The following is a 24,887-nucleotide window of genomic DNA, read 5'->3' on the forward strand; positions in this document are numbered from 1 at the left end:
AAGGCGGATGATAGCTCTGTTCATTCAATATTCATCAAAGCCGTTAATTATGAAAATGCATTCGAAACACTCTCTCGGTAAAAAGACAATTCTTGCATGTATTATCTCACTTGCATCTGTTAGCTATGCCAACGCATCAGCTTCTGAAACACAACATTTAACTCAATATCCACCCAAACTATTACTTGAGCAAATTACAGCACCTGTGACTGGGGCGTTATACCAAACTAAATTAACAGAGCAACAACAGAAAATTGTTGATCAAGCTAAATTAGTGAAAAAGAATGGCTGGTGGCATGTTGGTATTAAAGGCAACGCTTTTGATCGTGGTTTCCAATATGGTTATCTTATCGCGCCTGATTTTAAATTAGCGTGGAAAGACAGTTGGAGCATGACCTACCTAACAACAGGTGTGCCTTATAGTGCATGGCAAAAAGCCGCATTAGAACAAACTAAAGGGAAGATTCCCGTAGAACTTCGTCAAGAAATGGAAGGTATTGCTAAAGGCTTAAATGCTGCAGGTTTGCATGTCACTCTTGCTGACATTATTACATGGAACGACATGATTGAGCTTACAGGTTACTGGTGGCCTTCAGTGGGGATGCATAATTATACCAAGTGGGTTGATCCTGGTTTAATTAATACATCCGCATTCCCTGCCCCGTATACTAAAGCTGAAATGAACACCAATAATGTTGAACTAAGTAAAAACAGTGCCAACATTGAAGGTGCTAAAGGTAATTGCAGTGCCTTTATCGCAACAGGCACTGCGACAAATAATAAAGGTATTGTCATTGGTCACGAAACCTTTAATGATTTCTGGTCTGGTCAATTTTCTAACGTCATTTTAGATATTACACCAGATAAAGGTTACAAAATGGCCTTCCAAACAACACCTGGTATGATTGAATCTGGTACCGACTTCTGGGAAACAGGCGCAGGTCTTGCCGTTGTAGAAACCACATTAGCCAACGTGATGGATTGGAAAGCCGGTGGCACTCCTGAATTTATTCGAGTTCGTGAAGCAAGTCAGTATGCTAATAACATTGATAGTTGGATCAAGCTTGAAGAAAAAGGCAACAATGGTGGTTATGCTAACACATGGCTCATCGGTGATATTAATAACAACCATATTGCTAAGTTTGGTCAAGGTCGTGTTTATCAATACTTCAATGAATTAAAATCAGGCTACTTCACTGGCGAAAACGTCTCTGTTGATCCACGTTTACGCTATATTGAAGGTTCTGATGTTGACTACAACGATATTCGTCAACAAGAAGGTGCTCGTCGTTTACGTTGGATCCAACTGATGCATAAATACAACGGTAAAATTAATGTGGCAACAGGTCAGAAAATGCTCGGTGATACTTATGATGTCTACCTAAATAAAATGGATGCATCATCACGTAATATTTGTGCTGAGTATGATAAAGATTCACAACCGTATGTCTCTGATCCAGCAGCAGTATGGAACGTACCCTTTACACCAGCAGGCTCTGTTGATGGTAAAGTTGCCAACAGCAATGATATTAAAAACTTAACCATCAATGCGCGTTTTGGTCGTGCGAATGGCGCACCCTTTGATGCAAAAGCCTTTATTAAAGCCCACCAGCAATGGGGATGGCAATCAGGTTATTTATTAAGTCGCCCATCTGAACCATGGACAGAGATGAAATTTATCTAATTAATAGAACCTCATATCGCGGTCATTAATCACCTTTTTGATTCAATATGACCGTGATTATTGTTTTAACTCTCATTTTATCGAAAAAATCAAACATTAAAACAATATGATACAAACATATAAGCTATGCTTTAAAGGGTCTTCAAGCAAAAGGAGTATCTATGCCGCATACCGAAATGATTATCCCTTCCTCATTCGGGCTTATTAGCCGAATATCTCTTACCGCATCACTGTTTCTTGTCGTTGGTTTATCCATTATGTAACGATGGCTTATATTACAATCAGCTAAAAACACAACGCGACAAAAAAGCCCCTTGGTAACTGCAATGAACAAGCAGTTACCAAGGGGCTTTTTGTTATTCATAAATCTGGTTTTTGTTACGCTGTCACATGAAGATCCAGTTCACTGGGCGATTCTTTCTTATGTTTAAGATATACGGTAAATGTGGAACCTTGACCTTCTACAGAATCAACCGTTATTTCTCCACCGACATTAGCCACAATACTCTGACTGACCGATAAACCTAATCCCGTCCCCGAACGACGAGTAGTGAAAAAAGGATCAAAAATACGTTTCATATTTAGTGCTGAAATACCGCAGCCATGATCGGTAATAATCACCATCGCTCCACGCACCTCACCTTGTTCATCAATCCAATCATCGGTAGCTATCTTTAATAATCCTTTATCATCCATCGCATGGATACCATTCATCTGTAAATTAACTAACACTTGCAATAATTGATGACGATTGACTTCAACACTGCATTTAGCTTCAAGGTTAACCTCAAATTGAACATCCATCTTTTTAGTACCTGAGCGTACAAGTGTTAAGCTTTCTTCTACAATCAAATTTAAGTGATGCCATGTCACTTCATCTTGCACACCACCTTGACGGCTGTATTGCAATAAACTGCGAGTGATATTACGAATACGATCAATTTGAAGGTGAATGGCAGCCAGCTCTTCTTGAACATCTGCCGTATTATCACCAAGTTCTAGCTGAATTAATTCAATATTACCCAAAATAACTGCCGTCGGATTATTAATTTCATGCGCAATACCTGCGGTTAACTCGCCCAATGCGGCTAATTTTTCTGTTGCCACCAGCTTAGATCGTGCTTGATGCAATAATTGAATGTGGCGCTCTAGCTCTTCTGTTTTCTGATGTAAACTCTGAGTACGCTGTTCGACTTTATCTTCGAGTTCTATCGCGGTCAGTTTAATGAGTCCGTTACGTTGCTCTAATTGATCTAACATAGAATCAAATTGTTTACCTAATATTTGTAATTCATGCCCTTCTGATAGATCTAATTTTCCCACCCGCCGCTTTAATCCCATTTGTACCGCTTTAGCAACCTGATAGATTTTTTCAATCGGTAAAAACAAATCACGCGAACCTCGATACACAATGACACTGGTAAATATCAGTACCAATAAGATACTCACACTCATTTCAATAATATTAGTTAAGTGGCGGTAAATGAGGGGCCACTGTAAATAACCAGTATAAAGCATGCCAACGACTTTACCGTCATTTGCATGTAACGGCTCATAAGCAGAAACATACCAACTATCATATACAAAGGCGCGATCAACAAACGTTTGTCCTTGCTGTAAGACATGTTGTTTAACGTCTTCAGAAACACGCGTTCCCACGGCTCGACCAATAAGGTTGGCACTGTCTAATGGTACATTAGTACTAATCCGCACATCCCCCATGAATAAGGTAACAGTACCAAGGCTACCATTTGGCAAAGTGCCTTCGGCATAAACCAAATCACGAATACGATCCACCAGCGAGGTGCTATTGTTTAATAAGATACCGCCATCTAAAATCCACTTAAGATCGCCTTGTTGATTAAAAATAGGCACCAAGCTACGGCTAATCAGACCTTTTTGCTCAATCGTGCCTTCTGTAAGTAAGGGTAATTGCGCTTTGGCTGGCAAATTGGGATTTAAATCATAAAGTTCAGCACTGTCTAATACTTGAAAAAACGTTTGTTCTTTACCTGATAGTAACAACGTCTGCTCTTGGCTTGAAAATCGATTCAATTTACTCACAGGATGCAACACCACAAAATCTAATTGATAATGTTTATTTTGCTGACGAACCCAATCGAGTAGTGTTACTTCATTAAAACGTAATCGACGTTGAAAGTCGTAAGAGTTAGCAAAGGCTTGTAGTTCCATTCGCTGCTCTTTTTTAAGCAATACCATACTATGGTGCGCAACGGCTAAATCGGCTCTTACATTCATTAATGCATTTTGCCAAGTGTAGGTTATCGTCCAGTAAAAAGTAATGGCAATTAAGGTCAATAATGTCAGAAAAATAGGCACAGAAGTCAGCACTAATAACCGATAGCGCACCATGGTCTGAAATCGTCGTAACCACATCAAAACAAATGCTTTTGCTTTCATAGTATTAATTTCATTGTAATTCTTCTGTCCATTCTTTGTATTTGCGCTCTAATGTTTTTCTTGCCACACCGAGTTGGCGAGCTGCTGCTGATTTATTACCGTCACTGGCATCAACAACTTGCATAATATGTGCTTTTTCAACTTCTTTTAATGTCCATGTAACGGGATAACAATATTGATCTTCTCCGTCCTCATGGCATTGACAGGGTCGTTGAGGATGAGCGCTATTAAGTTCAAGCTCTTCTCCCGTCACCCCTTGCTCATTTGTAATAGCAACAGGTAATGCATCACCTTGTAATTCACGCCAATAATCAGCAGGCGGCTTACCCAATAAAATACACCGTTCCATCATATTTCGAAGTTCACGAATATTGCCGGGCCATGAATAGGCTTGCATTGCTAAAATATCTTCATGAGTCCAACTGATGGCTTTCATACCCAAGTCTTTTGATAGTTGTAGCGTAAAATGATGGGTTAATGACGGAATATCTTCCACACGTTCACGTAATGATGGCAAATCAATAGTTAAAACATTTAATCGATAATATAAATCTCGACGAAAACGGCCTTCTTCTACCTCAAGTTTCAAATTACGGTTTGTTGCAGCAACGATACGAACATCAATTTGAATTTCTCGCTCAGATCCAACAGGACGAATGGCTTTTTGCTCTAGTGCGCGTAGCAATGATGACTGCATTGCTAATGGCATTTCACCAATTTCATCTAGAAACAATGTGCCATTATTAGCGACACGAAACAGACCTTCGCGGCTTTTCTTTGCGCCAGTAAATGCACCGGAGACATGACCAAACAGCTCACTCTCTAAAAGTTCAGGCGCAATAGCGCCACAGTTAATAGGTACAAAAGGTCCAGTACGCTTACTTAACTGGTGTAATGCGCGAGCGACCAATTCTTTACCCGTCCCCGACTCACCTTCGACTAAAACCGCAGCAATCGATGGTGCAACTTGGGCAATCAGTTTTTTCATTTGTTGTGTTGCAGGCGCATCACCAATGATATTGACGGGATAACTACGCTCAACGTCACGTTGTAATGCGAAATTTTGTCGTTCCACTAATCGACGTTCAATACAACGATTAACCGACTGCATCATTTGATCAAGATTGAAGGGTTTTAGAATAAAGTCAGACGCACCAGCACGTAGGGCTTGAATTGCCATTTCTAAATCAGCATAACCGGTCATAAAAATCACATCACTACGACGGGTTGTCGGATCAAACGCTTCATGCCATTCAATACCAGAACGGCCGGGTAAGTTAATATCAACAATTAACAAATCAAAATGGCAGCGTTTACGAATTTCTTCAGCTTCTTCAATACTTCCTGCGGTATCTACTTGAGCAAATTTTTTACTTAAGGCTTTCTTTAAAATCGTACGCATTCCTGGTTCATCATCAACCACTAATACAGAAACTGCGGTCCAAGATGAAGACAAACTAAAATCAGACATAGATACCGAGACATTTTAACCAAACCAAAATTTGCGACATTTTGTCTCACTATGAATCATTAAGTCAAAATTGTTTTATCATTCGGTATAATTTCGGTTACCTTTAACCTATTTTAAGTAATATATGATACCAAAATCACATAACCAGTCCTTTTTATCAACATTAAAAAGATGGCACTTTATTTGCTTATAGCTGACCTACGCAATTTATTTCGATGATCTGGGTCATTTTGGCGCATATCTCGTTAGCAAAGTTTCGTGACTTACTATCTCAACATTTTTTAATGTAACCCAATCGATCAGGAACGTTGATGAACTTATTAAAAACAACTTTAGTTATTCTTGGCTGCGCATCGACAACGATGGCTTATGCGACCACAGAAACAGCAATGAATAAGACTGTGCGCCTAGCAACGACCACCAGCACTTATCATTCTGGGTTGCTGGATTATTTACTGCCTGTATTTACTAAAGACACTGGTTATACCGTCGAAGTGTTAGCTGCTGGCACAGGAAAAGCATTACGCATGGGTGAACACGGTGATGTTGATTTAGTCATGACGCATGCACCACAATCAGAAGCACAGTTTGTTGAAAAAGGCTTTGGTGTATTACCACGTAAATTAATGTACAACGATTTTGTTTTAGTTGGGCCTAAAAGTGATCCAGCTGAAATTAAAGGTGATAAAAATGTTGCTGATGCACTAAAAGCGATTGCCACTGATAACGCCACCTTTATTTCTCGTGGTGATGATTCAGGTACAAACAAAAAAGAGCTGAACATTTGGGCTCAAACAAAAATGGAGCCTAACTTTGGTGGCTATAAAGCAGTCGGTCAAGGTATGGGACCAACGCTAAACATGGCATCAGAATTACAAGCCTACACCTTAACAGATCGTGGCACATGGTTAGCGTATGAAACCAAGCTTGATCTTGAAATCATGGTTGAAGGTGATAAACGCCTCTTTAACCCTTACCAAGTGATTTTAATCAACCCTAGCCGCTACCCTGATCTTAACTACCAAGGTGCGAAAACATTCAGTGATTGGCTAGTTAATCCTAAAGCACAAAAACTGATCAATAACTACCAGCGTCATGGTAAACAATTATTCGTTGCAGATGCACAAACGCAATAAAAGATAACATTCTAATTTAATGTGACATTTCGCTGGTGGTTGTTTATTTAGCTCATTAACTATAATGAGCTCACAGTTATAACATAACGTTTTAGACTTACTGTTAATAACGTGAATGATAGCTCCATCGGCGTATTTTTTTAGGTTAAAAGAAACACTACCATGAATATTTGGCAGACAACGCAACAAGCGACCCAACTTCTTTTTAGCGGCGATAGCGCACTTTGGGGCATTGTGGGCGTGTCATTTTCTGTGTCTCTTTTTGCCATTGCCTTAGTGATTATTCCCTCACTATTGATTGCATTTGCTTTAGCTTACGGTAAATTCCCTGGCCGCTGGTTAACCCTTTCGTTAATGAACACACTACAATCAGTGCCAACGGTAGTGATTGGTTTACTGCTTTACATGTTGCTCTCTCGTGCTGGCCCTTTAGGTGACTGGCAAATGCTGTTTACTCAAAAAGCGATGATTTTAGGTCAAGTGCTGATTTGTTTTCCATTACTTATTTCGATGATGCATGCCGCATTTCAAAACAGTGATCGACGTGCATGGGAAACAGCACTCACTTTGGGCGCTAGCTATCCTCGTGCTTTACTCAGCTTAATGTGGGAAAGTCGATTTCCATTACTTGCCGCTATTATTGCTTCTTTTAGCCGCGTTATCACTGAAGTTGGTTGTTCGATGATGGTGGGTGGCAATATTTTAAATTCCACTCGAAATATTCCAACTGCCATTGCACTTGAAAGCTCAAAAGGTGCATTTGCTCAAGGGGTCGCACTAGGAATGGTGTTACTTATTTTAGCCTTAGGTCTAAACTTTATTTTATCTATCGCGCGTGGCAAAGCCCATTTGCGAACTAACTAAGCGAGGTCTTCTTATGATTCATGCTTCTATTCAGGCACTCGACCTCTCTGTTCGTTTTAAAAGCCGATTGCTGTTTCACATTCCTCAACTAAATTTAGCCCCCAAAGATGCCATTTATTTAACCGGCGATAATGGTGTCGGTAAAACAACCTTATTGAAAGTTTTAGCTGGCCTACAAAAACCTACAACAGGCAGCGTTAATATTCATCAGCATACTTTTTTTAAACGTCTCTTTAGCGGATGCTATGAAGGGAGTATTATCTACTTACACCAAACACCGTATATGTTTGATGCAACAGTATTTAACAATGTATGCTATGGACTAAGGTTTGCGATTAAAGATCGCCAAAAACGTAGAAATGAAGCCATTAATGCACTACGCATGGTCGGCCTTGAAACCTTAGCTGATGAACATGTCTCTGTATTGTCTGGTGGTGAACGTCAACGCGTCGCAATGGCACGCGCATGGGTACTTAAACCTAGCGTATTATTAATGGATGAATCTAGTGCCAGCATGGATCAAGAATCCATCAATCGCCAAGTTATTTTAGCGGAAGATTTATTGTCACGTGGCACCAGTTTAGTGATCACTAGCCACCAACAAAATGCACTTACCGCACTTTGTCGCCGTCAATGGACAATCAATGACACCCAATTAATTGAACGAGCCGATCTCCAACTCGTTACAGATATCAAAAACAATAAGGATAATTATGCCTACGCCTGAACAAACCCATTGGGTCATTTTAGCGGGTGGCCAAGCCAGCCGTATGGGAGGCAACGATAAAGGCCTGATTGAACTTGCAGGTCAACCCTTTATTCAACATGTTATTGATACACTGACCCCCCAAACATCTCATATCAGCATTAATGCTAACCGTAATCAGAATATCTACAGCCAATATGGTGATGTGTTTGGTGATAGCATTGAAAACTATCCCGGCCCGCTCGGTGGCATGCATGCAGCTTTACACCACATTGATAACGATTGGATTGGTTTTGTACCTTGCGATTGCCCGCAACTACCCCATGATTTAGTTTCTCGAATGGCAGCAGCATGTCAGTCTGATACTGATATAGCCGTTGCACATAATGGTGATTACATTCAGCCTGTTGTTACTCTACTGCATCGCCGTATTTTACCTAAGCTAGAAGCTTTTTTAGCTAATGGCGATCGCAAGATCATTTTACTATATCGTCAATGTAATATGATCACCGTTGATTTTAGTGATCAAACAGATGCTTTTATTAATCTCAACACCCCTGATGAATTATCACAATTTGGAGCACGCCATGACTCAAATTAACGCATCAGTGCCATTATTAGGCTTTGCTGCATTCAGTGGTACTGGAAAAACGACCCTTATTGAAGCGATGTTACCTAACTTAGTTGAACAAGGTCTGCGCATCGCTGTAATCAAGCATGCTCACCATGATTTTGATCTTGATGAACCAGGCAAAGATAGCTACCGATTACGCAAAGCAGGTGCAAGCCAAATGCTTATCTCCTCGCGTTACCGCCGCGCATTGATCACTGAAACACCAACAACGGAAGCAACCTTAGCGTATTTAATTCGCCAATTAGATCAAACCCAACTCGATCTTATTTTAGTGGAAGGTTTTAAAAACCTTGATTTCCCTAAAATTGAATTACACCGTCAAGCGATCAATAAACCGTGGTTATTTCAAAATGATAATAATATTATTGCCGTTGCGAGTGATATCAAAGCCGATACAAGCTTGCCGCAAATAAGTATTGATGATATCGAACAATTAACCAATTTTGTGGTTAAATACAGTTCAAAATCACAACAACAATCAATAAAAACAGCCAGTTGTGATGAAGTTCAACCACAAGGTATGTTATCGGTTGAGCAAGGTCGTCAGCGTATTCTTGCGCAAATAAAAACCATTGATAACCCACTGACCGTTGAGCTTAAACACGCACTGGGTCATATCGTACATACTGATATCCTTTCCCCCGTGAATGTACCACAACATACTAATTCCGCGATGGATGGTTACGCTATTCGTGGTGCAGATATTGATCTCAATAGTTATACTGTTGTTGGTCAAGTGCTTGCTGGGCATCATTATCCACACCCGCTACAAGCCGGTGAAGCAGTACGTATCATGACAGGCGCCCCCGTACCTCAAGCTGCTGATACCGTGATTATGCGTGAACAAGCACATCAAGATGGTGACACTGTCACGTTCAATCTTGCTATGGGTGCCATTAAAGCAGGTCAAAATGTCCGTTTAGCGGGTGAAGATCTTGCCATTGATCAAGTTGCGGTCGCAAAAGGACAAACCATCACAGCACCAGAGCTTGGCATGATCGCATCACTTGGGCTCAATGAAATAACCATTAATACTCCTCTTCGTGTCGCTATTTTCTCAACCGGTGATGAAGTACAAGCTCCCGGTGAAGCACAACGACAAAACTGTATTTATGATTCCAACCGCTATAGCCTATTTGCCCTGTTAACTCATCTAGGTTGTAAGGTGGTTGATTTAGGTATTATTGAAGACAGTGAAGCCACACTTGAAGCAACATTAAATCAAGCCAGCCAACAAGCAGATATGATTCTATCCTCTGGTGGTGTTTCTGTTGGTGATGCTGATTACATCAAAACGGTATTGGATAAACTTGGGCAAATTAACTTCTGGCGTATTAATATGCGCCCAGGACGTCCACTCGCCTTTGGTCATATTAATGGCATTCCATTCTTTGGGTTACCGGGAAATCCTGTCGCTGTTATGGTGACATTCTTACAATTTGTTGAGCCAGCAATTCGCAAACAACAAGGCTATCAAGATTGGCAGCCACAAACATATACCGCTATTGCAGCAGAACCTCTGCGATCTCGTATTGGCCGTACTGAATATTTGCGTGGTTATTATAACTGGGATGCCAATGGTCGCCTTTCAGTGAAAACAATAGGATCACAAGGCTCTGGTATTTTACGTTCAATGAGTGAGGCTAATTGCCTAATAGAAATTCCGCCACAACAAGAATATGCCCATATTGGTGATAAAGTCACCGTAATACCACTTGATATACGTCTATAGCACATTCAACCTTATGAAGCCCTCGCTCGTTTGCAAGGGCTTTTTTATTCCCGCTATTATTAGTATGTATTTTATCAATATATGTATTTACATTAATATCATCTGGCTAGACCATTAAAGTGATATTTATGTTGTAGAATAGCGACAGTCTTATTTTTAGGTATTATAAGTAAACATGTTTTTAGATTCATATTATTCAGATAACAGCGGTGAATTATCTTTTACTCGTGCACAAGCAAGTCATTTTGCAAAACGCGTAGCCGGTGACTTTAACCCTATTCACGATGAAGATAACAAGCGTTTTTGTGTACCTGGCGATCTGCTATTTTCGGTTCTGCTAGCAAATGTTGGCCTTAGCCAAAAAATGCGCTTCGAATTTGCAGGCATGATCAATGAATCAAGCTGCCTACTTATAGATATAAAATCCCCTACAGAGCTCTCAGTTATCGACTGTAAGGGCAAAGTATACATGGATGTCACACGTAGTGGCGAAACCACAAAAGATGAGGTGTTAATTTCACAAGTCACTAAAAACTATGTGCAATTTTCAGGAATGAACTTTCCTCACATCATGGTTCCGTTGATGAAATCTAAAGACATCATGATCAACCCAACACGCCCATTGGTGATCTATGAATGTATGGAACTTGATTTCACTCGCTTAGACCTTACTGCGCCCACTGTTGAGCTAACCAACTCTATTATTGAAGTAGAAGGCAAGCGTGGCAATGTTACTCTTCATTTCTGTTTTAAAGAAAATGGTGAAATTGTAGGTACAGGCAGTAAACGTATGGTAATGAGTGGCTTAAAACCTTATTGCCAAGACGGTATTGATGATTTAGTGTCACGCTTTAATGAACGCAAAGACAAATTTAACGCGATTAACAGTTAATAAGTAATCAGTCTCATTGATTATTCAAGAATGTATTGCTAAGAAAAAGCCCAATCGACTATCGATTGGGCTTTTTTGATGTTAACGATATTTAATTATACTTCATCAATCTTTGCTGCTAATTCAGACGCGAGAGGTAAATACAGTCGTGATCGCAATCCTGGATTATTATCACTGAAAACTAACTCACCATTATGACGAATAACCACAGCTTCAACTAACGACAGTCCCAACCCAAATCCTTGATGAGTTCGACTACGATCAGCACGGAACATGGGTTCACGAATACGTTGTTTGTCTTCATCAGATACTCCCATGCCATTATCAATCACAACCACACCAAAATGGTCAACAATCACATCAATCTCACCCTGTTCTGGCGTGTATTTAATTGAATTTTCAACTAAATTATAGACTGCTCTAAATAATAAACTTGGTTCACCTTGTAATCGATATGGTTGATCTTCTCTAAAGGTCAATCGCTGTTTCTTTTCATCTGAAATGGGTAATAAAAACTCAACCACATCTCGACAAACTTGAGACAAATCAACCCATTCTTTATCAATATGCTGTTTACCACTGTTTAAATTAGCAATTTCAAGCATACCATTAAACATACTTAACAAGACTTCCAAATCATCATGACATGCTTCTAATTCTTTGGTATGTGGCGCCGTATTTTGTGTCAGTAATCGTTCTAAACGCAGCTTCATTCGAGCAATAGGGGTACGTAAATCATGCGCCATACCGACCGACAATGCCTTTAACGATGTTTCTTTTTTCTCTACTTGCTCAATCATAAAATTAAGGTGCATTGCTAGCACATCAAATTCATCATCATTAGAACTAACCGGTAACTTAACCCCTTTTTCACCCAATATAACGCGGTTCATTCCCTGATTAACTCGTGCTAATTTTTTTAAAATAACCACCGCAAATAATGAAGCTCCAGCCAACATAAGAATCACAGGCACCGCTATACCAGAAAGTAACATCGGAATAACAGTTTGTCGGTACGATTGCATAAATTGAGGATTAATTTTTATGACTAATTCCATTCCTAAAGGCAACGGTATCACCTGAGATAATTGCGATGTTTTACTACCATGACCAAAGATAAAAGACGCTGTTGGATAAATTAATAATTCTTTGTTAATACGCTTTGTTGGCTGTATGACGTAGCTAAATGTCGTATTACTTAGTTTACGTTGCGCTATCGTTCGATATAGTGCACCACTGTCACCTTTATTAACTATCATCGAAAACAAATTAGCTTCATTAACTAAATCACGTTTTAATTGCTGGTGGTAAAACGTTTCAGAACTAACCACTACCTGATTGATAAATAGAATAAATATAAAAGCGACACAGGTAATAAAATACATCAACACTTTAAAAATAGTTGATCGCGACAGGTTTTCAGACCCGGCGTAAGACATAACCAGCCCCTCGAACAGTATGGATGAGACTCGGCTCTCCTTCTTGTTCTAACTTTTTACGCAAATTAGCAATATGCACATCAATAACATTGGTTTTTGGATCAAAATGGTAGCTCCAAACTGATTCAAATAGACTCATACGAGAGACAACACTTTCGACATGTTCCATTAAATATTGCAGTAACAAGAACTCTTTTTGCTGTAAATTAATCAGCCGAGAACCACGCCATACACGATGTGATTTAATATCTAATCGTAAATCATCATAGCTATATTCAGACGACACCGTCGCAGCAACGAGTTGATTACGTTTAACAAGAATATTGGCACGAGCAACAAGCTCAGCTAAAGCAAAAGGCTTCGTCAGATAATCATCACTTCCCGACGTTAAACCGACAACGCGATCTTCAACGCTATCCATTGCACTTAATATCATCACAGGCGTATGGTTTTCCGTTGCTCTTAACGCTCCTAACACTTTCAAGCCATCTAATTGCGGTAACATACGGTCTAAAATAATCAGCTGGTATTCACAACTTGTTGCCATCATTAAACCTTGATGACCATCCTCAGCTTCGTCTACTACAAATCCATGCTCGCGTAATCCTCTCGCAACAAATTCTCGAGTAGTAAGATCATCTTCAATTATTAATATTTTCATTTCATGCCTAAACCTAGATCTAATCACTTATTCATGCTTTGTTCGTAACGCGCCAGTATTATACACAGTCCACTTCTATTTTTTAGCTATAAAAAAACGGCCTACCAGAGGTAGACCGTTTAACGCGACCATAGGGGGAAGTTATGAAATCGCGAAGACTGTATTTTACTTAACTAATGATGACTTAAAGTGCTTTCATTTGGTTAGCAATAATTTCAGCTTGTGGACCTAAGATAACTTGAAGGTTATTTGAACCTACGTTAACCACGCCCTTAGCGCCTAACTGTTTAAGTTTTGCATCATTGATGATTGAGCGGTCAACGATACCTAGACGAAGACGAGTGATACAAGCAGAGATATCGGTTAGGTTATCTTTACCACCTAGCGCTTCTAGGTATTGTTCTGCTAAATCAGCCTTGCTATCTGAAGTTGGGTTTGAATCTTCTTCTGGTGCATCTTCACGACCTGGTGTTTTAAGATTGAACATCTTAATCGCACCAACAAAGATCACGAAGTAAAGCGCACCAACCACTAGACCCATTGGGATAATTTCCCATGAATTATGCGCTGCTGGAGCGTTAAAGTTCAGGATGTAGTCAATCAAGCCAGATGAGAAGCTAAACGCCATGTGGATATTAAGCATTGATGCAACAACAATACTAAGACCCATTAAGATAGCGTGAACAACATATAAGCCAGGTGCTAGGAACATGAACATGAATTCGATTGGTTCAGTGATACCAGTTAAGAATGCAGTTAATGCCACACTCAATAACATACCACCAACAACTTTCTTGTTCTCTTTCTTAGCCGTTACATAGAAAGCCAATGCCGCACTTGGAAGGCCGAACATTACTACTGGGAAGAAACCACTTAGAATACGTCCCGCAGATGGATCACCCGCAAAGAAGCGTGAGATTTCACCCGTAACCACTTGACCCGTTGCAGGATCAGTGTAATTACCGAATACAAACCAAACCATACTGTTAAGAATGTGGTGTAGACCAAGTGGAATCAATAGACGGTTAGCAACACCGTATACGAACTCGCCAGGTACGCCACTGGTTAGGATCCATTGACCTAAGTGGTTAATACCACCTTGGATTGGAGGCCATACTACACTGAATGCAAAAGCAAGAATCAATGCAACTAAACCAGTAATGATAGGAACAAAACGTTTACCACCAAAGAAACCTAAGAACTCTGGCAATTTGATTGCATGGAAACGGTTGTATAACAGGCCTGCACACACACCAATAATGATACCACCCGCAACACCTGGGTCGACATCAGCATTAAGTGTCTTAATCGCAGCCATCATAATGAAATAACCAACCGCTGCCGCAATTGCTGCTGCCGCTGAGTTATCTTTTGAGAAACCACCCGCAACACCCATTGCAAATAGAAGTGCTAAGTTGGTGAAAACCGCCTGACCACCTGCTGCAATAAAAGGTATATTTAATAGATCGGGTTGTCCAATACGCAATAAAATACCAGCAATAGGCAATACTGCGATTGGAAACATTATCGCGTTTCCGAGCTTTTGGAAATGTCCAAGAATACTCATTCCCTTCTCCATATCATTACATCAAAATTAATAAACAACATATGTCGTTTAAGCATGTGCTAACCATACAGTAGTTAGCTAAACTTAGTTTAAGATAAACATTAAGTTTTCTTAATGTTGGCGCATTTTCACGTGACAACCTTCACAGATTAAGAAAGAACACTAAAATACACTCAGTAAATTTACAAAATTAACATTACAGAAACAGCTATAATTGTAAAATTTATGAGGGTGATTTATTATATTATTGTGTAAAAGACAAGAAACATGAACCTTACCTGACAAATAAGTATAGAAGTTGTTATTCAACGATTTTCTTAATGACATTTTGTACAATTTGTGCGAAAAAGACAGCCGTTTTAAATCATGAAAAAATGTCAATTTTATGACACTCGACCGCTTTTTTTATGGCTTACTTAATTATTATTAAATGACAAGATTGAACTCTCTCCATGATGACTTTTATATCTAAAAAATTACCTAATTTTTTTGCATTAGGTTTATTTGCTATATTACTCTTTATCGCCATTCATATTTTCCCGATACCGGCATTCACTACACCTGTCAGCAATCCAGCAGGCATCTCATTTGCATTACTTACTGATAGTGCAGGCAGTCCATTCTTCCTTATTACTGCAGCATTACTGTGCTTATCACCTGTTTTTATGCGGTTACCAAAGAAAACAATCACTAAAGTATGGATTCAATTTGGTATTTTATTAGTATTAAGTTTTGTCACTAAAACAGTATTAAAACACGAAACGGCGATTCCTCGCCCTTACAGCTATGAATTACAACGCCTACATTTAGTGGAATCTCCTGAAGCTTTCTACGCATTAGATACAGCCGCTAAAGATAATGTTGTAAAAGAAGCCTCTGCTTATGTAAGTTCTTGGCGTTTACGTAGCTGGGAAGGTGAAACAAACTACTCTTTCCCTTCAGGCCATACTATTTTTGCTGCTATCTGTGTTTTATTCTGGGGTGGTTTCTTTATTCGCCGAGGTAAATATCTTTTAGCAGGAGGGTTAATTGTCTGGGCAACAGGTGTGGGTATTAGCCGTTTATGGTTAGGAATGCACTTCCCTTCTGATGTCATGGGCTCAATACTTGCCGCGACGGTACTTTATTTCTTTGTTCCTGAGTGGGATGAAAACGCGAAGAAAAGTAAAAAATAATAGTCAAGTAACTACCATTTAAAAAGGCTCATCGCATTATGCTATGAGCCTTTTTTTATAGAATAAATAACGCTATATCATGCATCACTAATGCTAGGCTTATGTTCATACTCAACAACAAGTTGATTACCAACATACGTTACCTTCTTTATTTCACCATCAAATATAAAAGTATTCTTAACAATAGAGTTTGCTAACGATCCTTTTTGTACCGCTTCACGTAACGAAGGAAGTATTAAAACAGGATCAATATTTAAAATGCCACAAAAATCATTAACAAACTGATGTTGAATAACAGCATCCCCTCGCAGAATGTCTGAAAATTCAAGTTGCGTTAACTCTAGCTTTTTAGCCATTTCAATTTGAGTTATACGCATTTTTGCTTTATAGCTCATCCATGTATCGTGCAAAACTCGACGATCTTTTTCAGTATATTGCATTTTCTTTCCTAAAAGCGCTTTCAATACATTAAATAAACCCAACGTTATTCATCACACTGCGCAAGGGTGAATTTAAACGAATTGATTTTTTTCATCCATAAATTAGCTGTAAGAATATGTGTCAGCCATTCATACAAGCAATATAATATAGATATATTTAATACTTTATTACAAGTTATTCGTTGTCGAATTGCGTATTAAACCTATAATGCACAAAAATCATAGAAGGATAATAAAACTAAAAATGCTACGTTCTTGGTTATATTTTATTGTACATAGTGTGCTAATCATCACTGTATTCACCAATACAGCGTATGCACACATGACACGAATAACACCAATGACGCATTGTAGTGAGATAGAAATAGCTAGCTGTTGTGATAATACAAAGGTTGTAACCCTCTCACTTATCGCTAATTGCAGCGATGACTGTAATGATAGTGATTGTTCATCACAGCATCAGCCAGCATTGCTCTCTAACTTTAGTTTTCAATCTCTCCATAGTACCGAAATACTCATAAGTGCTTTGTGTCACTCTCCTCGTTATTATCATGAGCCCTTGCTAAAACCGCCAATGGCGTAAGTATTTTCTCCACAAACACCACGTTACTTACCTTATTATATGTCACCATCTCGTACTGACTGGTGTGCATCGCGTTATTTAGGAATATCATTATGATCATCAAACATACTTTACTAGCTTGTGCTCTTTTTGTTTCAGCAACAACGGTTGCGGCAACTACACCAACAACATCACCAATAATCAAAGGCACGAATTACTTATCTCCCTACTGTGGCTGTTGTAAAGAATGGGTCGCACATATGAAAGATAATGGCTTTGAGTTAGAAAACATTTATCAAGAAAACCTCACGCCAACCAAAATAAAACTGGGTGTATTGCCTGGATATGCGTCTTGTCATACCGCCCAAATTGAAGGTTATACTTTTGAAGGTCATATTCCAGCTGCGGATATCAAACGCTTTTTAGCAAGTAAGCCTACACGTATGAAAGGATTGGCTGTTGGTGGAATGCCAGTAGGATCACCAGGCATGGAATATGGCGATCAAAAAGACAGTTATAATGTGGTCGCTTTTGATGATAAAGGTCGAACAATGGTATGGGCTCAACATAATTAATCATACGCATCTATTGCCTTGTCATTAAACAGTAATAATGAAATAAAAAAAGCCCGTTGACCTTGTTTACACTCAAAAGAGATAAACACATCAACGGGCTTATTTATTGAATTCTGTTACTGAAATAAAACTCGATTAGGATCATCATTTTCTGCCCATAATGGATCTAATTCACGTTTTTCAAAGTAAATTTGCAAGCCATTAAAATAAGTAAAAGCTGTCAACTCTGAATCTTTACCAAAATGTTCAAAAAATACGTCTTCGTGATCCGCTAACTCGACTAGCGTTTGAATACCCCGCTCTAATGCCCATTGAATCGCAGGAGGTGCAATAATAGTTCGATATAACATCAATTGTTTAATATCAGCCAATGCGATTTTACGTCGTTCTTGCACTGCACGGTGTGACACCTGCGCATTCGCCTGCTCTTCTGCCAATAACGCTCGTAGGCTAGCTAAGCTTGATTCTCGTTCTGCTGTCGAATAGCCATAAGTCGTTTTACAAAAACGTAAGGCATAAGTCATTTTTTCACGCCCCACCAACTCAATTACTTGCTCAAGGTAAGGCTGTGGAATCGCATACAACGCAGCTAACTGAGTTACAGCATGGTTTAAGCTAGTATAGATAATACCATCATATTCAAATTGAAATGTTGTTGTCACATCATAGCAAGGCAAGCCATCAATATTAATTGCCCATCCCGCGTAATTGACCCGATCTTTAGCAATTTCAAACATTTTCCAGCCACTAAGACGGAAACCTTCTAGAGCTTTACCATCCATTTCTGATGATTCAAGTTCTTCTTTGGTCCAATTAACACCAATTTGAAGATGCTTATGGTATTTCTTATGCAGTTGTTGTTTCACTTTGTCGCGCAATAAATCTAAGCTACTGACCTTTACCGCGTTAGCAAAAGCAAAACACTCTTGGCAACACGGCAACATAATCGGTAAGGATTGATTATCATAATTTGGAACAGCCATAAAAGCATGGCTATCGAAATACGGTTCACCGCAAAACCAGCAGGTATGACGGTAATCAAAAGGCACATCAATATTATGGTATGAAGAAGTCATTTATCTGCTATTTGTAAGTTAAAGTACGTTGAGTATTATGCAAAGACTGATCCCCAACAACAAGGTTATTTATGACGAAGATTATCCGTCATTTTATCGGCTAACTGTTGAAAGACAGCTATCTCATCAGAGCTAATATGCTCTGTTATTTTTTCTTGCATTGCATTATCAATCACAGCCAACTTTTCAACAATTTCCATACCACGCTCGGTAACACATAAATACGAACTGCGCTTGTCTGTTGGATTCGCTATTTTAGTAATAAATTCTTTTTCTATTAATGTGTTAACTAAACGAGTGATTTGTGCTTTATCGCGTTCTAACATTGTTGCTATATCAATAGCAGTACAGGGTGTCATTTTGTTAATGATCTTAATCACTCGAACATGCATCGGCGTCACACCGAGATCAAGTTGTTCAATCTGTTCATGCAATTGACGTTTTAACGCATGTACCAATTGAAATAAGTTATCTAGCATTTTGTTATTAACCATTACATTTCCTGCGCGCCCATAAATATATAGTTGACAATATCAATCAAAATACAATATAGTTGACATTATCAATCATATTTCGTTTTATTTCAAATAAGAATCCAATTATGTCTAATAAAAAAAACTATCGAATTACCATTGAAGAAGTAGAATCTCAATCAACTATCGCCCAAACCATGCAGTTTGAATTTCAAGATAGAGAAGATCTGTTTAAGATAGTTAAAAACTTAGAGAAAGGCAGTAAATTAGATGCAATACAAGCAACAAGAGTTGGTGTTGCTCTGCGATTATTAGGTCCTGTTATGATGATGAATCGTAAACACCCGCTTTTTGCTGACTTTATGCCTCATTTTAAAACATTTATGCAGTCACTTAAAAATACCGTTAAACAATCATTAATTGATAAGTAATTTCATCGGGTTAAACCCCCTTCTGTACAAGCTAAAAATATCAATACCGAGACTAAGTTGCGCATAATATTAAACGACTCATTAATTAATGTTGTCGCGATCTGAATATTGGTTTTATTTACTTGCTAATGATCTTTTTTTAAATACACTCGCGCGACATTTATTTTGTCCGTGATCCTTACATGAAAAAACTAATGGTTAGCTCAATGTTAGCCTCAACACTGTTATTAAGTGGCTGTGTCACTTTTCCTACGACAGAATCAGCCAAAGTTGGTGTCATTTGGGATGATACAAAAGCAATTGAAAACTGTGAGCGTTTAGGTATTGTATATGGCTCAGAAGGCCATTTTTATGACTATTGGTTCCATGCTGACAAAGACATGGTATGGGGAGCAATAAACCAAATGCGCATTAAGGCGGCAGCATTAGGTGCAAATACCGTGTATCTCTATCAACCACTAGATTTTTCTAGTTCTGTGACTATGTTTGCTAATGCCTATCTATGCCAGCAACCAAAAACCGCCTCTGCCACCAAACTTGAAGTAATGCCTGACTCTAAATAACACCATAACGGTTTTTGGTTTCGTATTCTTGTGCCAAATTGTGAATTTAGGACAGCCATTATTTTTAATGACTGCCCTAATATTAACTAAGGCTTCTGTGATAACACTTCTGTAATATCTTGAGCGTCATGACGCTCAGGCAATTGTTCCCACACTTCACCCCAGGTACGATTTACAATCCGCCCTCTTTGTACCGCAGGACGATTAAGTATCATTGTTGCCCAGCGTTGAACATGGACATAACTTGCCACATCAAGAAACTCACTCGCACTGTAAAGATGGCCTAAAACTAAATTGCCATACCATGGCCACATTGCAATATCCGCAATAGTGTACTTATCACCGGCAATATACTGATGAGACGCAAGTTGCTTATCTAACACATCTAATTGACGTTTTACTTCCATAGTAAAACGATTAATTGGGTATTCTAGCTTTTCTGGTGCATAAGCATAAAAATGACCAAAGCCACCACCTAGATAAGGTGCGGAACCTTGTAACCAAAAGAGCCAATTCATTACTTGTGTACGTTCATTAACTGACTTAGGTAAAAACAGGTCAAATTTTTCAGCTAAATAAAATAAGATTGAACCCGACTCAAAAACGTTAACCGCCAGATCCTGTGAATGATCGACTAAGGCTGGAATTTTAGAGTTCGGGTTAATAGCAACAAAACCAGAAGAGAACTGATCTCCTGCTGAGATATTAATTAAATGTGCGTCATAGTCAGCATCTGATTTACCCGTAGCTAACAACTCTTCAAGCATGATGGTGATTTTTGGGCCGTTAGGTGTCCCCATAGAGTAAAGCTGTAATGGATGCTTACCAATAGGCAATACCTTATCATGTTTAGCACCTGACACGGGACGATTGATCTGTGCCCATTGACCACCATTATTATTATCAAATTGCCATTGTTTAGGTGGAATGTATTGATTGGTCATGTTAACTCCTAACAATTGTTATTTGTTTACTAATAGTCGAGTTGATTACGTTATTGTTTATCTGCAATGATCATATCAATAAGATCCATCATTGAATTTGAATACATTTTTGGTTTTAAATACAACGGATTATACGGTATACCAGTTCTATCAATATAAGCTGCATTCAAACCTGCTGATAAAGCGCCATGTGTATCCCAGTCATGAGTTGCGACTAAACATAGCTGATCTATCGGTTGTTGTAATTTTTGAGCGGCAAATGCATAAACACGAGGATCCGGCTTAAAACTTCCGGTCTCTTCTACTGAAAGAATGTCATCGAAATAGTCAGTTAATTGTGCGTATTTCATTTGTGTCGCAATGAGCGTTGATGATGAGTTAGATAAAGCGACAACTTTAAACCCATGTTGACGTAACCGACTAAGCGCAGGTTTTATATCAGAATAAGCTGATAAATTTGAAAAAGCACCAAGTAATTCGGTTCGCTGACCTTCTGTTAATTGAATCTTATAATTAGCAGCAACCGTATCAAGAGTAATACGGGCTAGCTCTGCAAAATTGCTTTTAACTGTTGTCGTAATACAGACCGTAGAAAGATGCAGTAACTTTGAAAACCAGAGAGACAACGCATCTTCGCTACCAAAAACGGCCTTAAATATTGGCTTTAAAGCCCCTAAATTTAAAACCGTTTCATTTATATCAAAAAGTATCACTTTCTTGTTCATATAATTACTCTTTACAATAAGTTAAAACGCATAAACGATATCCTTATCATAGAGTAACTATACTTAACATTGATAATTCAACTTGTCCAATCTTCTATATACCGATTAATTAGATGATATATTCTATTTATAATAGACCACTGTATTGGCGCGTTAGATGTTAGTCTTACATTTTTTGATTACTCGATACTTAGGAAAGGATACTTCTAACATATTCATAATCAATCCTTATTAAATACATCTCTATAACTACACTAATATCCTTAAATATCATATTGAATCAATAAGAGCACTCTGGACAGCCAAATATTTATCATTGAAATATCGCCCCCTAAAAAATAAACCATTCCAGCAACAACAAACTCTTTTACTATCAAATTTACGGCTTATTATTTTAATTCTTCATTAAATTTGTCACATTCTTATATTGCAGGATCGACAACGCCCACAATCCTGACGGTTATTGCGGTATTTGAATTTATTTATAAATAATGTCTAACTAGGATGTAACTGGTGACTCGCTGATTTCCCTTTACACCAATGTCCACCAATACGTTGTTTGAATGCACACATTTGAGACCATCTACCACTTACATTGGCATAGTGTTCCATAAATTGTTCACTGTGCTCAATCCAAGCATCTACTGTTATTCCCATTTGTTGTAAAATCTTGGGTTGATTAGGTGCAATAAAACCTTTTTTATCATTTCGAATACACCGACCTGTCCAATCAATTAGTTCAAGATAATCAGCAAAAGCAAAGTTTATACCTGCGGTTTTAGCTTGATGTTCTGCGCCTACAAAGGGTAATAATTGAAAACAAGAGGTATTTAATGATAATTGTTGTGTCGATGTTTTCGTTTGATGATGTTCACGAATACGCTGCTGAATAGAGGTAAAATCTGATTGTTCTAGTGACGGTGTAACGCCCGCCCTTATCGGGTTTAAATCAACATACATCATGCACGATAATAATGCTTGTTCATCTAGCAGTGCCTGAGACTTAAATCGCCCTTCCCAAAACGCGCCTTTACATTGATCTTCTTTATTGGCTTTTCGTGCTATTTCTTCATTAAGACAGCGCATAAACCAGCTAATACTGCCTAATCGTTGCTGCCATTCAGCCACTAATGTTGATAGCGCTTGTTGTTTATCTGAACCGATTTTCCCCTCTTTTAAAAAATCGACAGCGATTGGATGGCCACTAAATAACTGTAACCAGCGTGATATCACCGCTTCTGGGGTTAGCTTTTGTTGCTGCTCTATATCTATTTTCAGTACCAAATGATAATGATTACTCATCACCGCATAAGCACACACCTCAATACAAAACACATAGGCTAATTGTTTGATTTTATTTACTATCCAACCACGACGATGTTGATAGTTTTTGCCATTATACGGATCATCCCCACACAGGTACGCACGGCGTACACAGCGATTAATTACATGATAAAAAGGCGTAATTTGAGGCTCTATCAATTTCCGTCTTGAGATTGTCATTTGTTTCACCATAAGCAATACGAAGCTTAAGTGTAGTAGCTCATGGTTAATGTGCAATGTTATGGCTGTCCATTGTTTTTGTTTTTATTAAGGTGCATATCTTCCTCGTTACTGCTCTTAGTCATAATCACTGTATCATCTACCAACTAACCAAATTTGAGATAACCACTTTGTCGTAATAATCACCTCTAGAGTCATTTATTTTTACACTTTAGTCCGACTTTTTCTGACTAAATATCAACCTCCTATCGAATTTAGTACCCATTCACGCCATTATCACAATTACGTACTTGTAGTATGAGGTCATAAAGCGGTAAAATATGTGCCCTCTTTTAGTCATGAGAATGTTTAATGTCAGAACAGAAGCGAAAGGCCCTCAAGAAAATTGCAAAATGTCTTGAGTTGGGTAATTCAGCAAATGTAAACGAAGCAGCCCAAGCCATTCGTATGGCTCACCGCCTCATGCTCAAATATGGTCTAGAAAAAGACGATATTGAATTCATTAAGATGGGCAAAACTAAGTCAAAAACATTATTGCCATCAGATATTAGTCCACAAATTCTAAAAATTATTCGTGGTATTAATCGTCGTTTTGGAGTTGAGTGCGTTCTAACTAATTACAAAGGTTTAAAACAAGCAGAATTTATTGGTGCTGCTGAGCGCGCTATTTTTGCAGCTTTTGCCTTTGATATTGTTTATCGTGAAATGAACCAGCAAACAGGCCAATTCCGTAATAGCTTTGCAGGAACAGGCACGAGTACATCTGAAGTTACTCGTCGCGTATCCTCATTTTTAGCAGGTTGGCTTGAAGGGGCATTAGAAAAACTGCCTGTATTAAATACCGATGATGATCACGATCAGCGTATGGCAAACTATATTGATAAACAGTTTGAAAATTTAGATCGTGAAACCTTTAAAAAACAACTTCAAGAAGCGATGAAGGCACTAACTGATGATTATGAAAAAGGCATGAAAAAAGGCCGTTCTATCTCAGTTAGCCGCCCAGTAGGTGGTACAAGTGCACAACAAGAGCTTAAACGCTTGAACTAGATTTATCGTTTCTAAACAAAAAAGCCGCTTTTGCGGCTTTTTTTATACATCGTTCTTACTATAGCCAGTTATAGCAAGAAAAACTGCATGCTTTATTTATAGTTTAAAATCCCAATTGAACAATAAAAGCACCATTAAACTTACCTTATTAGCATCTAACCGT

At 38.6% G+C, this 24,887-nt stretch carries 23 protein-coding genes; 12 read left to right on the forward strand and 11 right to left on the reverse strand.

Going from position 1 to position 24,887, the window contains the following annotated elements:
* Positions 1 to 49: 49 nt before the first annotated feature.
* Entirely contained in the window at positions 50 to 1,684 is a 1,635-nt protein-coding gene (locus ACJZU6_RS09395; protein WP_158258918.1) for a C45 family autoproteolytic acyltransferase/hydolase, read from the forward strand.
* A gap of 378 nt (positions 1,685 to 2,062) precedes the next feature.
* Here the strand turns inward: ACJZU6_RS09395 and ACJZU6_RS09400 are convergent, their stop codons facing one another.
* Positions 2,063 to 4,105 carry a cache domain-containing protein gene (locus ACJZU6_RS09400; protein ID WP_080157393.1) on the reverse strand — a complete coding sequence of 681 codons (2,043 nt, stop codon included), beginning with the start codon at positions 4,103 to 4,105 and terminating at the stop codon, positions 2,063 to 2,065.
* Positions 4,106 to 4,115: 10 nt separating this feature from the next.
* Complete coding sequence (locus ACJZU6_RS09405) at positions 4,116 to 5,576, reverse strand: sigma-54 dependent transcriptional regulator (RefSeq protein WP_080157392.1); 1,461 nt, start codon at positions 5,574 to 5,576, stop codon at positions 4,116 to 4,118.
* Between the two features lie 362 nt (positions 5,577 to 5,938).
* On the opposite strand from ACJZU6_RS09405, the gene ACJZU6_RS09410 reads away from it, so the two are divergent.
* From ACJZU6_RS09410 to ACJZU6_RS09435, 6 genes are all read left to right on the forward strand, one after another.
* Positions 5,939 to 6,712, forward strand: coding sequence for a substrate-binding domain-containing protein (locus tag ACJZU6_RS09410; RefSeq protein ID WP_235865915.1), 774 nt, complete (start codon positions 5,939 to 5,941; stop codon positions 6,710 to 6,712).
* A 162-nt stretch (positions 6,713 to 6,874) separates the two neighbouring features.
* On the forward strand, positions 6,875 to 7,576 hold the full coding sequence (locus tag ACJZU6_RS09415; RefSeq protein WP_080157390.1) for an ABC transporter permease: 702 nt from the start codon (positions 6,875 to 6,877) through the stop codon (positions 7,574 to 7,576).
* 13 nt (positions 7,577 to 7,589) lie between these two features.
* The gene (locus ACJZU6_RS09420) at positions 7,590 to 8,303 is read left to right on the forward strand and encodes an energy-coupling factor ABC transporter ATP-binding protein (protein ID WP_080157389.1); all 714 of its coding nucleotides are present in this window, start codon (positions 7,590 to 7,592) and stop codon (positions 8,301 to 8,303) included.
* Positions 8,290 to 8,883 carry a molybdenum cofactor guanylyltransferase MobA gene (mobA, locus tag ACJZU6_RS09425; RefSeq protein ID WP_107275839.1) on the forward strand — a complete coding sequence of 198 codons (594 nt, stop codon included), beginning with the start codon at positions 8,290 to 8,292 and terminating at the stop codon, positions 8,881 to 8,883. Before ACJZU6_RS09420 ends, mobA begins: the two co-directional genes overlap by 14 nt.
* Positions 8,870 to 10,648 (forward strand): bifunctional molybdopterin-guanine dinucleotide biosynthesis adaptor protein MobB/molybdopterin molybdotransferase MoeA, encoded by a 1,779-nt coding sequence (locus ACJZU6_RS09430; protein WP_408900156.1) that lies wholly within the window; start codon positions 8,870 to 8,872, stop codon positions 10,646 to 10,648. Before mobA ends, ACJZU6_RS09430 begins: the two co-directional genes overlap by 14 nt.
* 175 nt (positions 10,649 to 10,823) lie before the next feature.
* Positions 10,824 to 11,540: a DUF3581 domain-containing protein gene (locus tag ACJZU6_RS09435; RefSeq protein ID WP_080157385.1), complete on the forward strand. Its 717-nt coding sequence runs from the start codon at positions 10,824 to 10,826 to the stop codon at positions 11,538 to 11,540.
* 95 nt (positions 11,541 to 11,635) lie between these two features.
* On the opposite strand, the gene ACJZU6_RS09440 is transcribed toward ACJZU6_RS09435, so the two are convergent.
* The 3 genes from ACJZU6_RS09440 to nagE all read right to left on the reverse strand — a co-directional run bounded on the left by ACJZU6_RS09440 (position 11,636) and on the right by nagE (position 15,207).
* Positions 11,636 to 12,979: a sensor histidine kinase gene (locus tag ACJZU6_RS09440; RefSeq protein WP_408900157.1), complete on the reverse strand. Its 1,344-nt coding sequence runs from the start codon at positions 12,977 to 12,979 to the stop codon at positions 11,636 to 11,638.
* The gene (locus ACJZU6_RS09445; protein ID WP_080157382.1) at positions 12,960 to 13,640 is read right to left on the reverse strand and encodes a response regulator transcription factor; all 681 of its coding nucleotides are present in this window, start codon (positions 13,638 to 13,640) and stop codon (positions 12,960 to 12,962) included. The genes ACJZU6_RS09440 and ACJZU6_RS09445 overlap by 20 nt, the downstream gene beginning before the upstream one ends.
* Before the next feature lie 184 nt (positions 13,641 to 13,824).
* The gene (gene nagE, locus ACJZU6_RS09450; RefSeq protein ID WP_080157380.1) at positions 13,825 to 15,207 is read right to left on the reverse strand and encodes an N-acetylglucosamine-specific PTS transporter subunit IIBC; all 1,383 of its coding nucleotides are present in this window, start codon (positions 15,205 to 15,207) and stop codon (positions 13,825 to 13,827) included.
* A gap of 452 nt (positions 15,208 to 15,659) precedes the next feature.
* Between nagE and ACJZU6_RS09455 the strand changes: the two genes are divergently transcribed.
* Entirely contained in the window at positions 15,660 to 16,382 is a 723-nt protein-coding gene (locus ACJZU6_RS09455; RefSeq protein ID WP_107275835.1) for a phosphatase PAP2 family protein, read from the forward strand.
* 77 nt (positions 16,383 to 16,459) lie between these two features.
* Here ACJZU6_RS09455 and ACJZU6_RS09460 read toward each other — a convergent pair whose 3' ends face one another.
* A complete protein-coding gene (locus tag ACJZU6_RS09460) occupies positions 16,460 to 16,822 on the reverse strand; it encodes a transcriptional regulator (RefSeq protein WP_080157378.1) in 363 nt (120 codons plus the stop codon).
* A 675-nt stretch (positions 16,823 to 17,497) separates the two neighbouring features.
* On the opposite strand from ACJZU6_RS09460, the gene ACJZU6_RS09465 reads away from it, so the two are divergent.
* The gene (locus tag ACJZU6_RS09465) at positions 17,498 to 17,959 is read left to right on the forward strand and encodes a DUF411 domain-containing protein (RefSeq protein WP_080157377.1); all 462 of its coding nucleotides are present in this window, start codon (positions 17,498 to 17,500) and stop codon (positions 17,957 to 17,959) included.
* 116 nt (positions 17,960 to 18,075) lie between these two features.
* On the opposite strand, the gene ACJZU6_RS09470 is transcribed toward ACJZU6_RS09465, so the two are convergent.
* The gene (locus ACJZU6_RS09470) at positions 18,076 to 19,035 is read right to left on the reverse strand and encodes a hypothetical protein (protein ID WP_080157376.1); all 960 of its coding nucleotides are present in this window, start codon (positions 19,033 to 19,035) and stop codon (positions 18,076 to 18,078) included.
* A gap of 65 nt (positions 19,036 to 19,100) precedes the next feature.
* Positions 19,101 to 19,529, reverse strand: coding sequence for a MarR family winged helix-turn-helix transcriptional regulator (locus ACJZU6_RS09475; RefSeq protein WP_080157375.1), 429 nt, complete (start codon positions 19,527 to 19,529; stop codon positions 19,101 to 19,103).
* Between the two features lie 107 nt (positions 19,530 to 19,636).
* Between ACJZU6_RS09475 and ACJZU6_RS09480 the strand changes: the two genes are divergently transcribed.
* Together ACJZU6_RS09480 and ACJZU6_RS09485 are read left to right on the forward strand one after the other, a co-directional pair.
* Positions 19,637 to 19,939 (forward strand): DUF3861 domain-containing protein, encoded by a 303-nt coding sequence (locus ACJZU6_RS09480; RefSeq protein WP_080157373.1) that lies wholly within the window; start codon positions 19,637 to 19,639, stop codon positions 19,937 to 19,939.
* 182 nt (positions 19,940 to 20,121) lie between these two features.
* Positions 20,122 to 20,502, forward strand: coding sequence for a DUF4156 domain-containing protein (locus tag ACJZU6_RS09485; RefSeq protein WP_080157371.1), 381 nt, complete (start codon positions 20,122 to 20,124; stop codon positions 20,500 to 20,502).
* Positions 20,503 to 20,588: 86 nt separating this feature from the next.
* On the opposite strand, the gene yghU is transcribed toward ACJZU6_RS09485, so the two are convergent.
* The 3 genes from yghU to ACJZU6_RS09500 all read right to left on the reverse strand — a co-directional run bounded on the left by yghU (position 20,589) and on the right by ACJZU6_RS09500 (position 23,674).
* Positions 20,589 to 21,446, reverse strand: a complete 858-nt coding sequence (gene yghU / locus ACJZU6_RS09490) for a glutathione-dependent disulfide-bond oxidoreductase (protein WP_408900158.1) — start codon at positions 21,444 to 21,446, stop codon at positions 20,589 to 20,591.
* Positions 21,447 to 21,496: 50 nt separating this feature from the next.
* Positions 21,497 to 22,171, reverse strand: a complete 675-nt coding sequence (locus ACJZU6_RS09495) for a haloacid dehalogenase type II (protein WP_408900159.1) — start codon at positions 22,169 to 22,171, stop codon at positions 21,497 to 21,499.
* 495 nt (positions 22,172 to 22,666) lie between these two features.
* Complete coding sequence (locus ACJZU6_RS09500) at positions 22,667 to 23,674, reverse strand: transposase (RefSeq protein WP_327768866.1); 1,008 nt, start codon at positions 23,672 to 23,674, stop codon at positions 22,667 to 22,669.
* A 351-nt stretch (positions 23,675 to 24,025) separates the two neighbouring features.
* On the opposite strand from ACJZU6_RS09500, the gene ACJZU6_RS09505 reads away from it, so the two are divergent.
* The gene (locus tag ACJZU6_RS09505; RefSeq protein ID WP_327763502.1) at positions 24,026 to 24,724 is read left to right on the forward strand and encodes a DUF2786 domain-containing protein; all 699 of its coding nucleotides are present in this window, start codon (positions 24,026 to 24,028) and stop codon (positions 24,722 to 24,724) included.
* Positions 24,725 to 24,887: the final 163 nt, after the last annotated feature.

The organism is Photobacterium piscicola, assembly GCF_046058925.1.
In the GTDB taxonomy this organism is placed as follows: Bacteria; Pseudomonadota; Gammaproteobacteria; order Enterobacterales; family Vibrionaceae; genus Photobacterium; species Photobacterium piscicola.

Coding starts and splice junctions, on each gene's coding strand:
- ACJZU6_RS09395 (WP_158258918.1), top strand. CDS start 50: ATGAAAATGCATTCGAAACACTCTCTCGGTAAAAAGACAATTCTTGCA.
- ACJZU6_RS09400 (WP_080157393.1), bottom strand. CDS start 4,105: ATGAAAGCAAAAGCATTTGTTTTGATGTGGTTACGACGATTTCAGACC.
- ACJZU6_RS09405 (WP_080157392.1), bottom strand. CDS start 5,576: ATGTCTGATTTTAGTTTGTCTTCATCTTGGACCGCAGTTTCTGTATTA.
- ACJZU6_RS09410 (WP_235865915.1), top strand. CDS start 5,939: ATGGCTTATGCGACCACAGAAACAGCAATGAATAAGACTGTGCGCCTA.
- ACJZU6_RS09415 (WP_080157390.1), top strand. CDS start 6,875: ATGAATATTTGGCAGACAACGCAACAAGCGACCCAACTTCTTTTTAGC.
- ACJZU6_RS09420 (WP_080157389.1), top strand. CDS start 7,590: ATGATTCATGCTTCTATTCAGGCACTCGACCTCTCTGTTCGTTTTAAA.
- mobA (WP_107275839.1), top strand. CDS start 8,290: ATGCCTACGCCTGAACAAACCCATTGGGTCATTTTAGCGGGTGGCCAA.
- ACJZU6_RS09430 (WP_408900156.1), top strand. CDS start 8,870: ATGACTCAAATTAACGCATCAGTGCCATTATTAGGCTTTGCTGCATTC.
- ACJZU6_RS09435 (WP_080157385.1), top strand. CDS start 10,824: ATGTTTTTAGATTCATATTATTCAGATAACAGCGGTGAATTATCTTTT.
- ACJZU6_RS09440 (WP_408900157.1), bottom strand. CDS start 12,979: ATGTCTTACGCCGGGTCTGAAAACCTGTCGCGATCAACTATTTTTAAA.
- ACJZU6_RS09445 (WP_080157382.1), bottom strand. CDS start 13,640: ATGAAAATATTAATAATTGAAGATGATCTTACTACTCGAGAATTTGTT.
- nagE (WP_080157380.1), bottom strand. CDS start 15,207: ATGAGTATTCTTGGACATTTCCAAAAGCTCGGAAACGCGATAATGTTT.
- ACJZU6_RS09455 (WP_107275835.1), top strand. CDS start 15,660: ATGATGACTTTTATATCTAAAAAATTACCTAATTTTTTTGCATTAGGT.
- ACJZU6_RS09460 (WP_080157378.1), bottom strand. CDS start 16,822: ATGCAATATACTGAAAAAGATCGTCGAGTTTTGCACGATACATGGATG.
- ACJZU6_RS09465 (WP_080157377.1), top strand. CDS start 17,498: ATGATCATCAAACATACTTTACTAGCTTGTGCTCTTTTTGTTTCAGCA.
- ACJZU6_RS09470 (WP_080157376.1), bottom strand. CDS start 19,035: ATGACTTCTTCATACCATAATATTGATGTGCCTTTTGATTACCGTCAT.
- ACJZU6_RS09475 (WP_080157375.1), bottom strand. CDS start 19,529: ATGGTTAATAACAAAATGCTAGATAACTTATTTCAATTGGTACATGCG.
- ACJZU6_RS09480 (WP_080157373.1), top strand. CDS start 19,637: ATGTCTAATAAAAAAAACTATCGAATTACCATTGAAGAAGTAGAATCT.
- ACJZU6_RS09485 (WP_080157371.1), top strand. CDS start 20,122: ATGAAAAAACTAATGGTTAGCTCAATGTTAGCCTCAACACTGTTATTA.
- yghU (WP_408900158.1), bottom strand. CDS start 21,446: ATGACCAATCAATACATTCCACCTAAACAATGGCAATTTGATAATAAT.
- ACJZU6_RS09495 (WP_408900159.1), bottom strand. CDS start 22,171: ATGAACAAGAAAGTGATACTTTTTGATATAAATGAAACGGTTTTAAAT.
- ACJZU6_RS09500 (WP_327768866.1), bottom strand. CDS start 23,674: ATGACAATCTCAAGACGGAAATTGATAGAGCCTCAAATTACGCCTTTT.
- ACJZU6_RS09505 (WP_327763502.1), top strand. CDS start 24,026: ATGTCAGAACAGAAGCGAAAGGCCCTCAAGAAAATTGCAAAATGTCTT.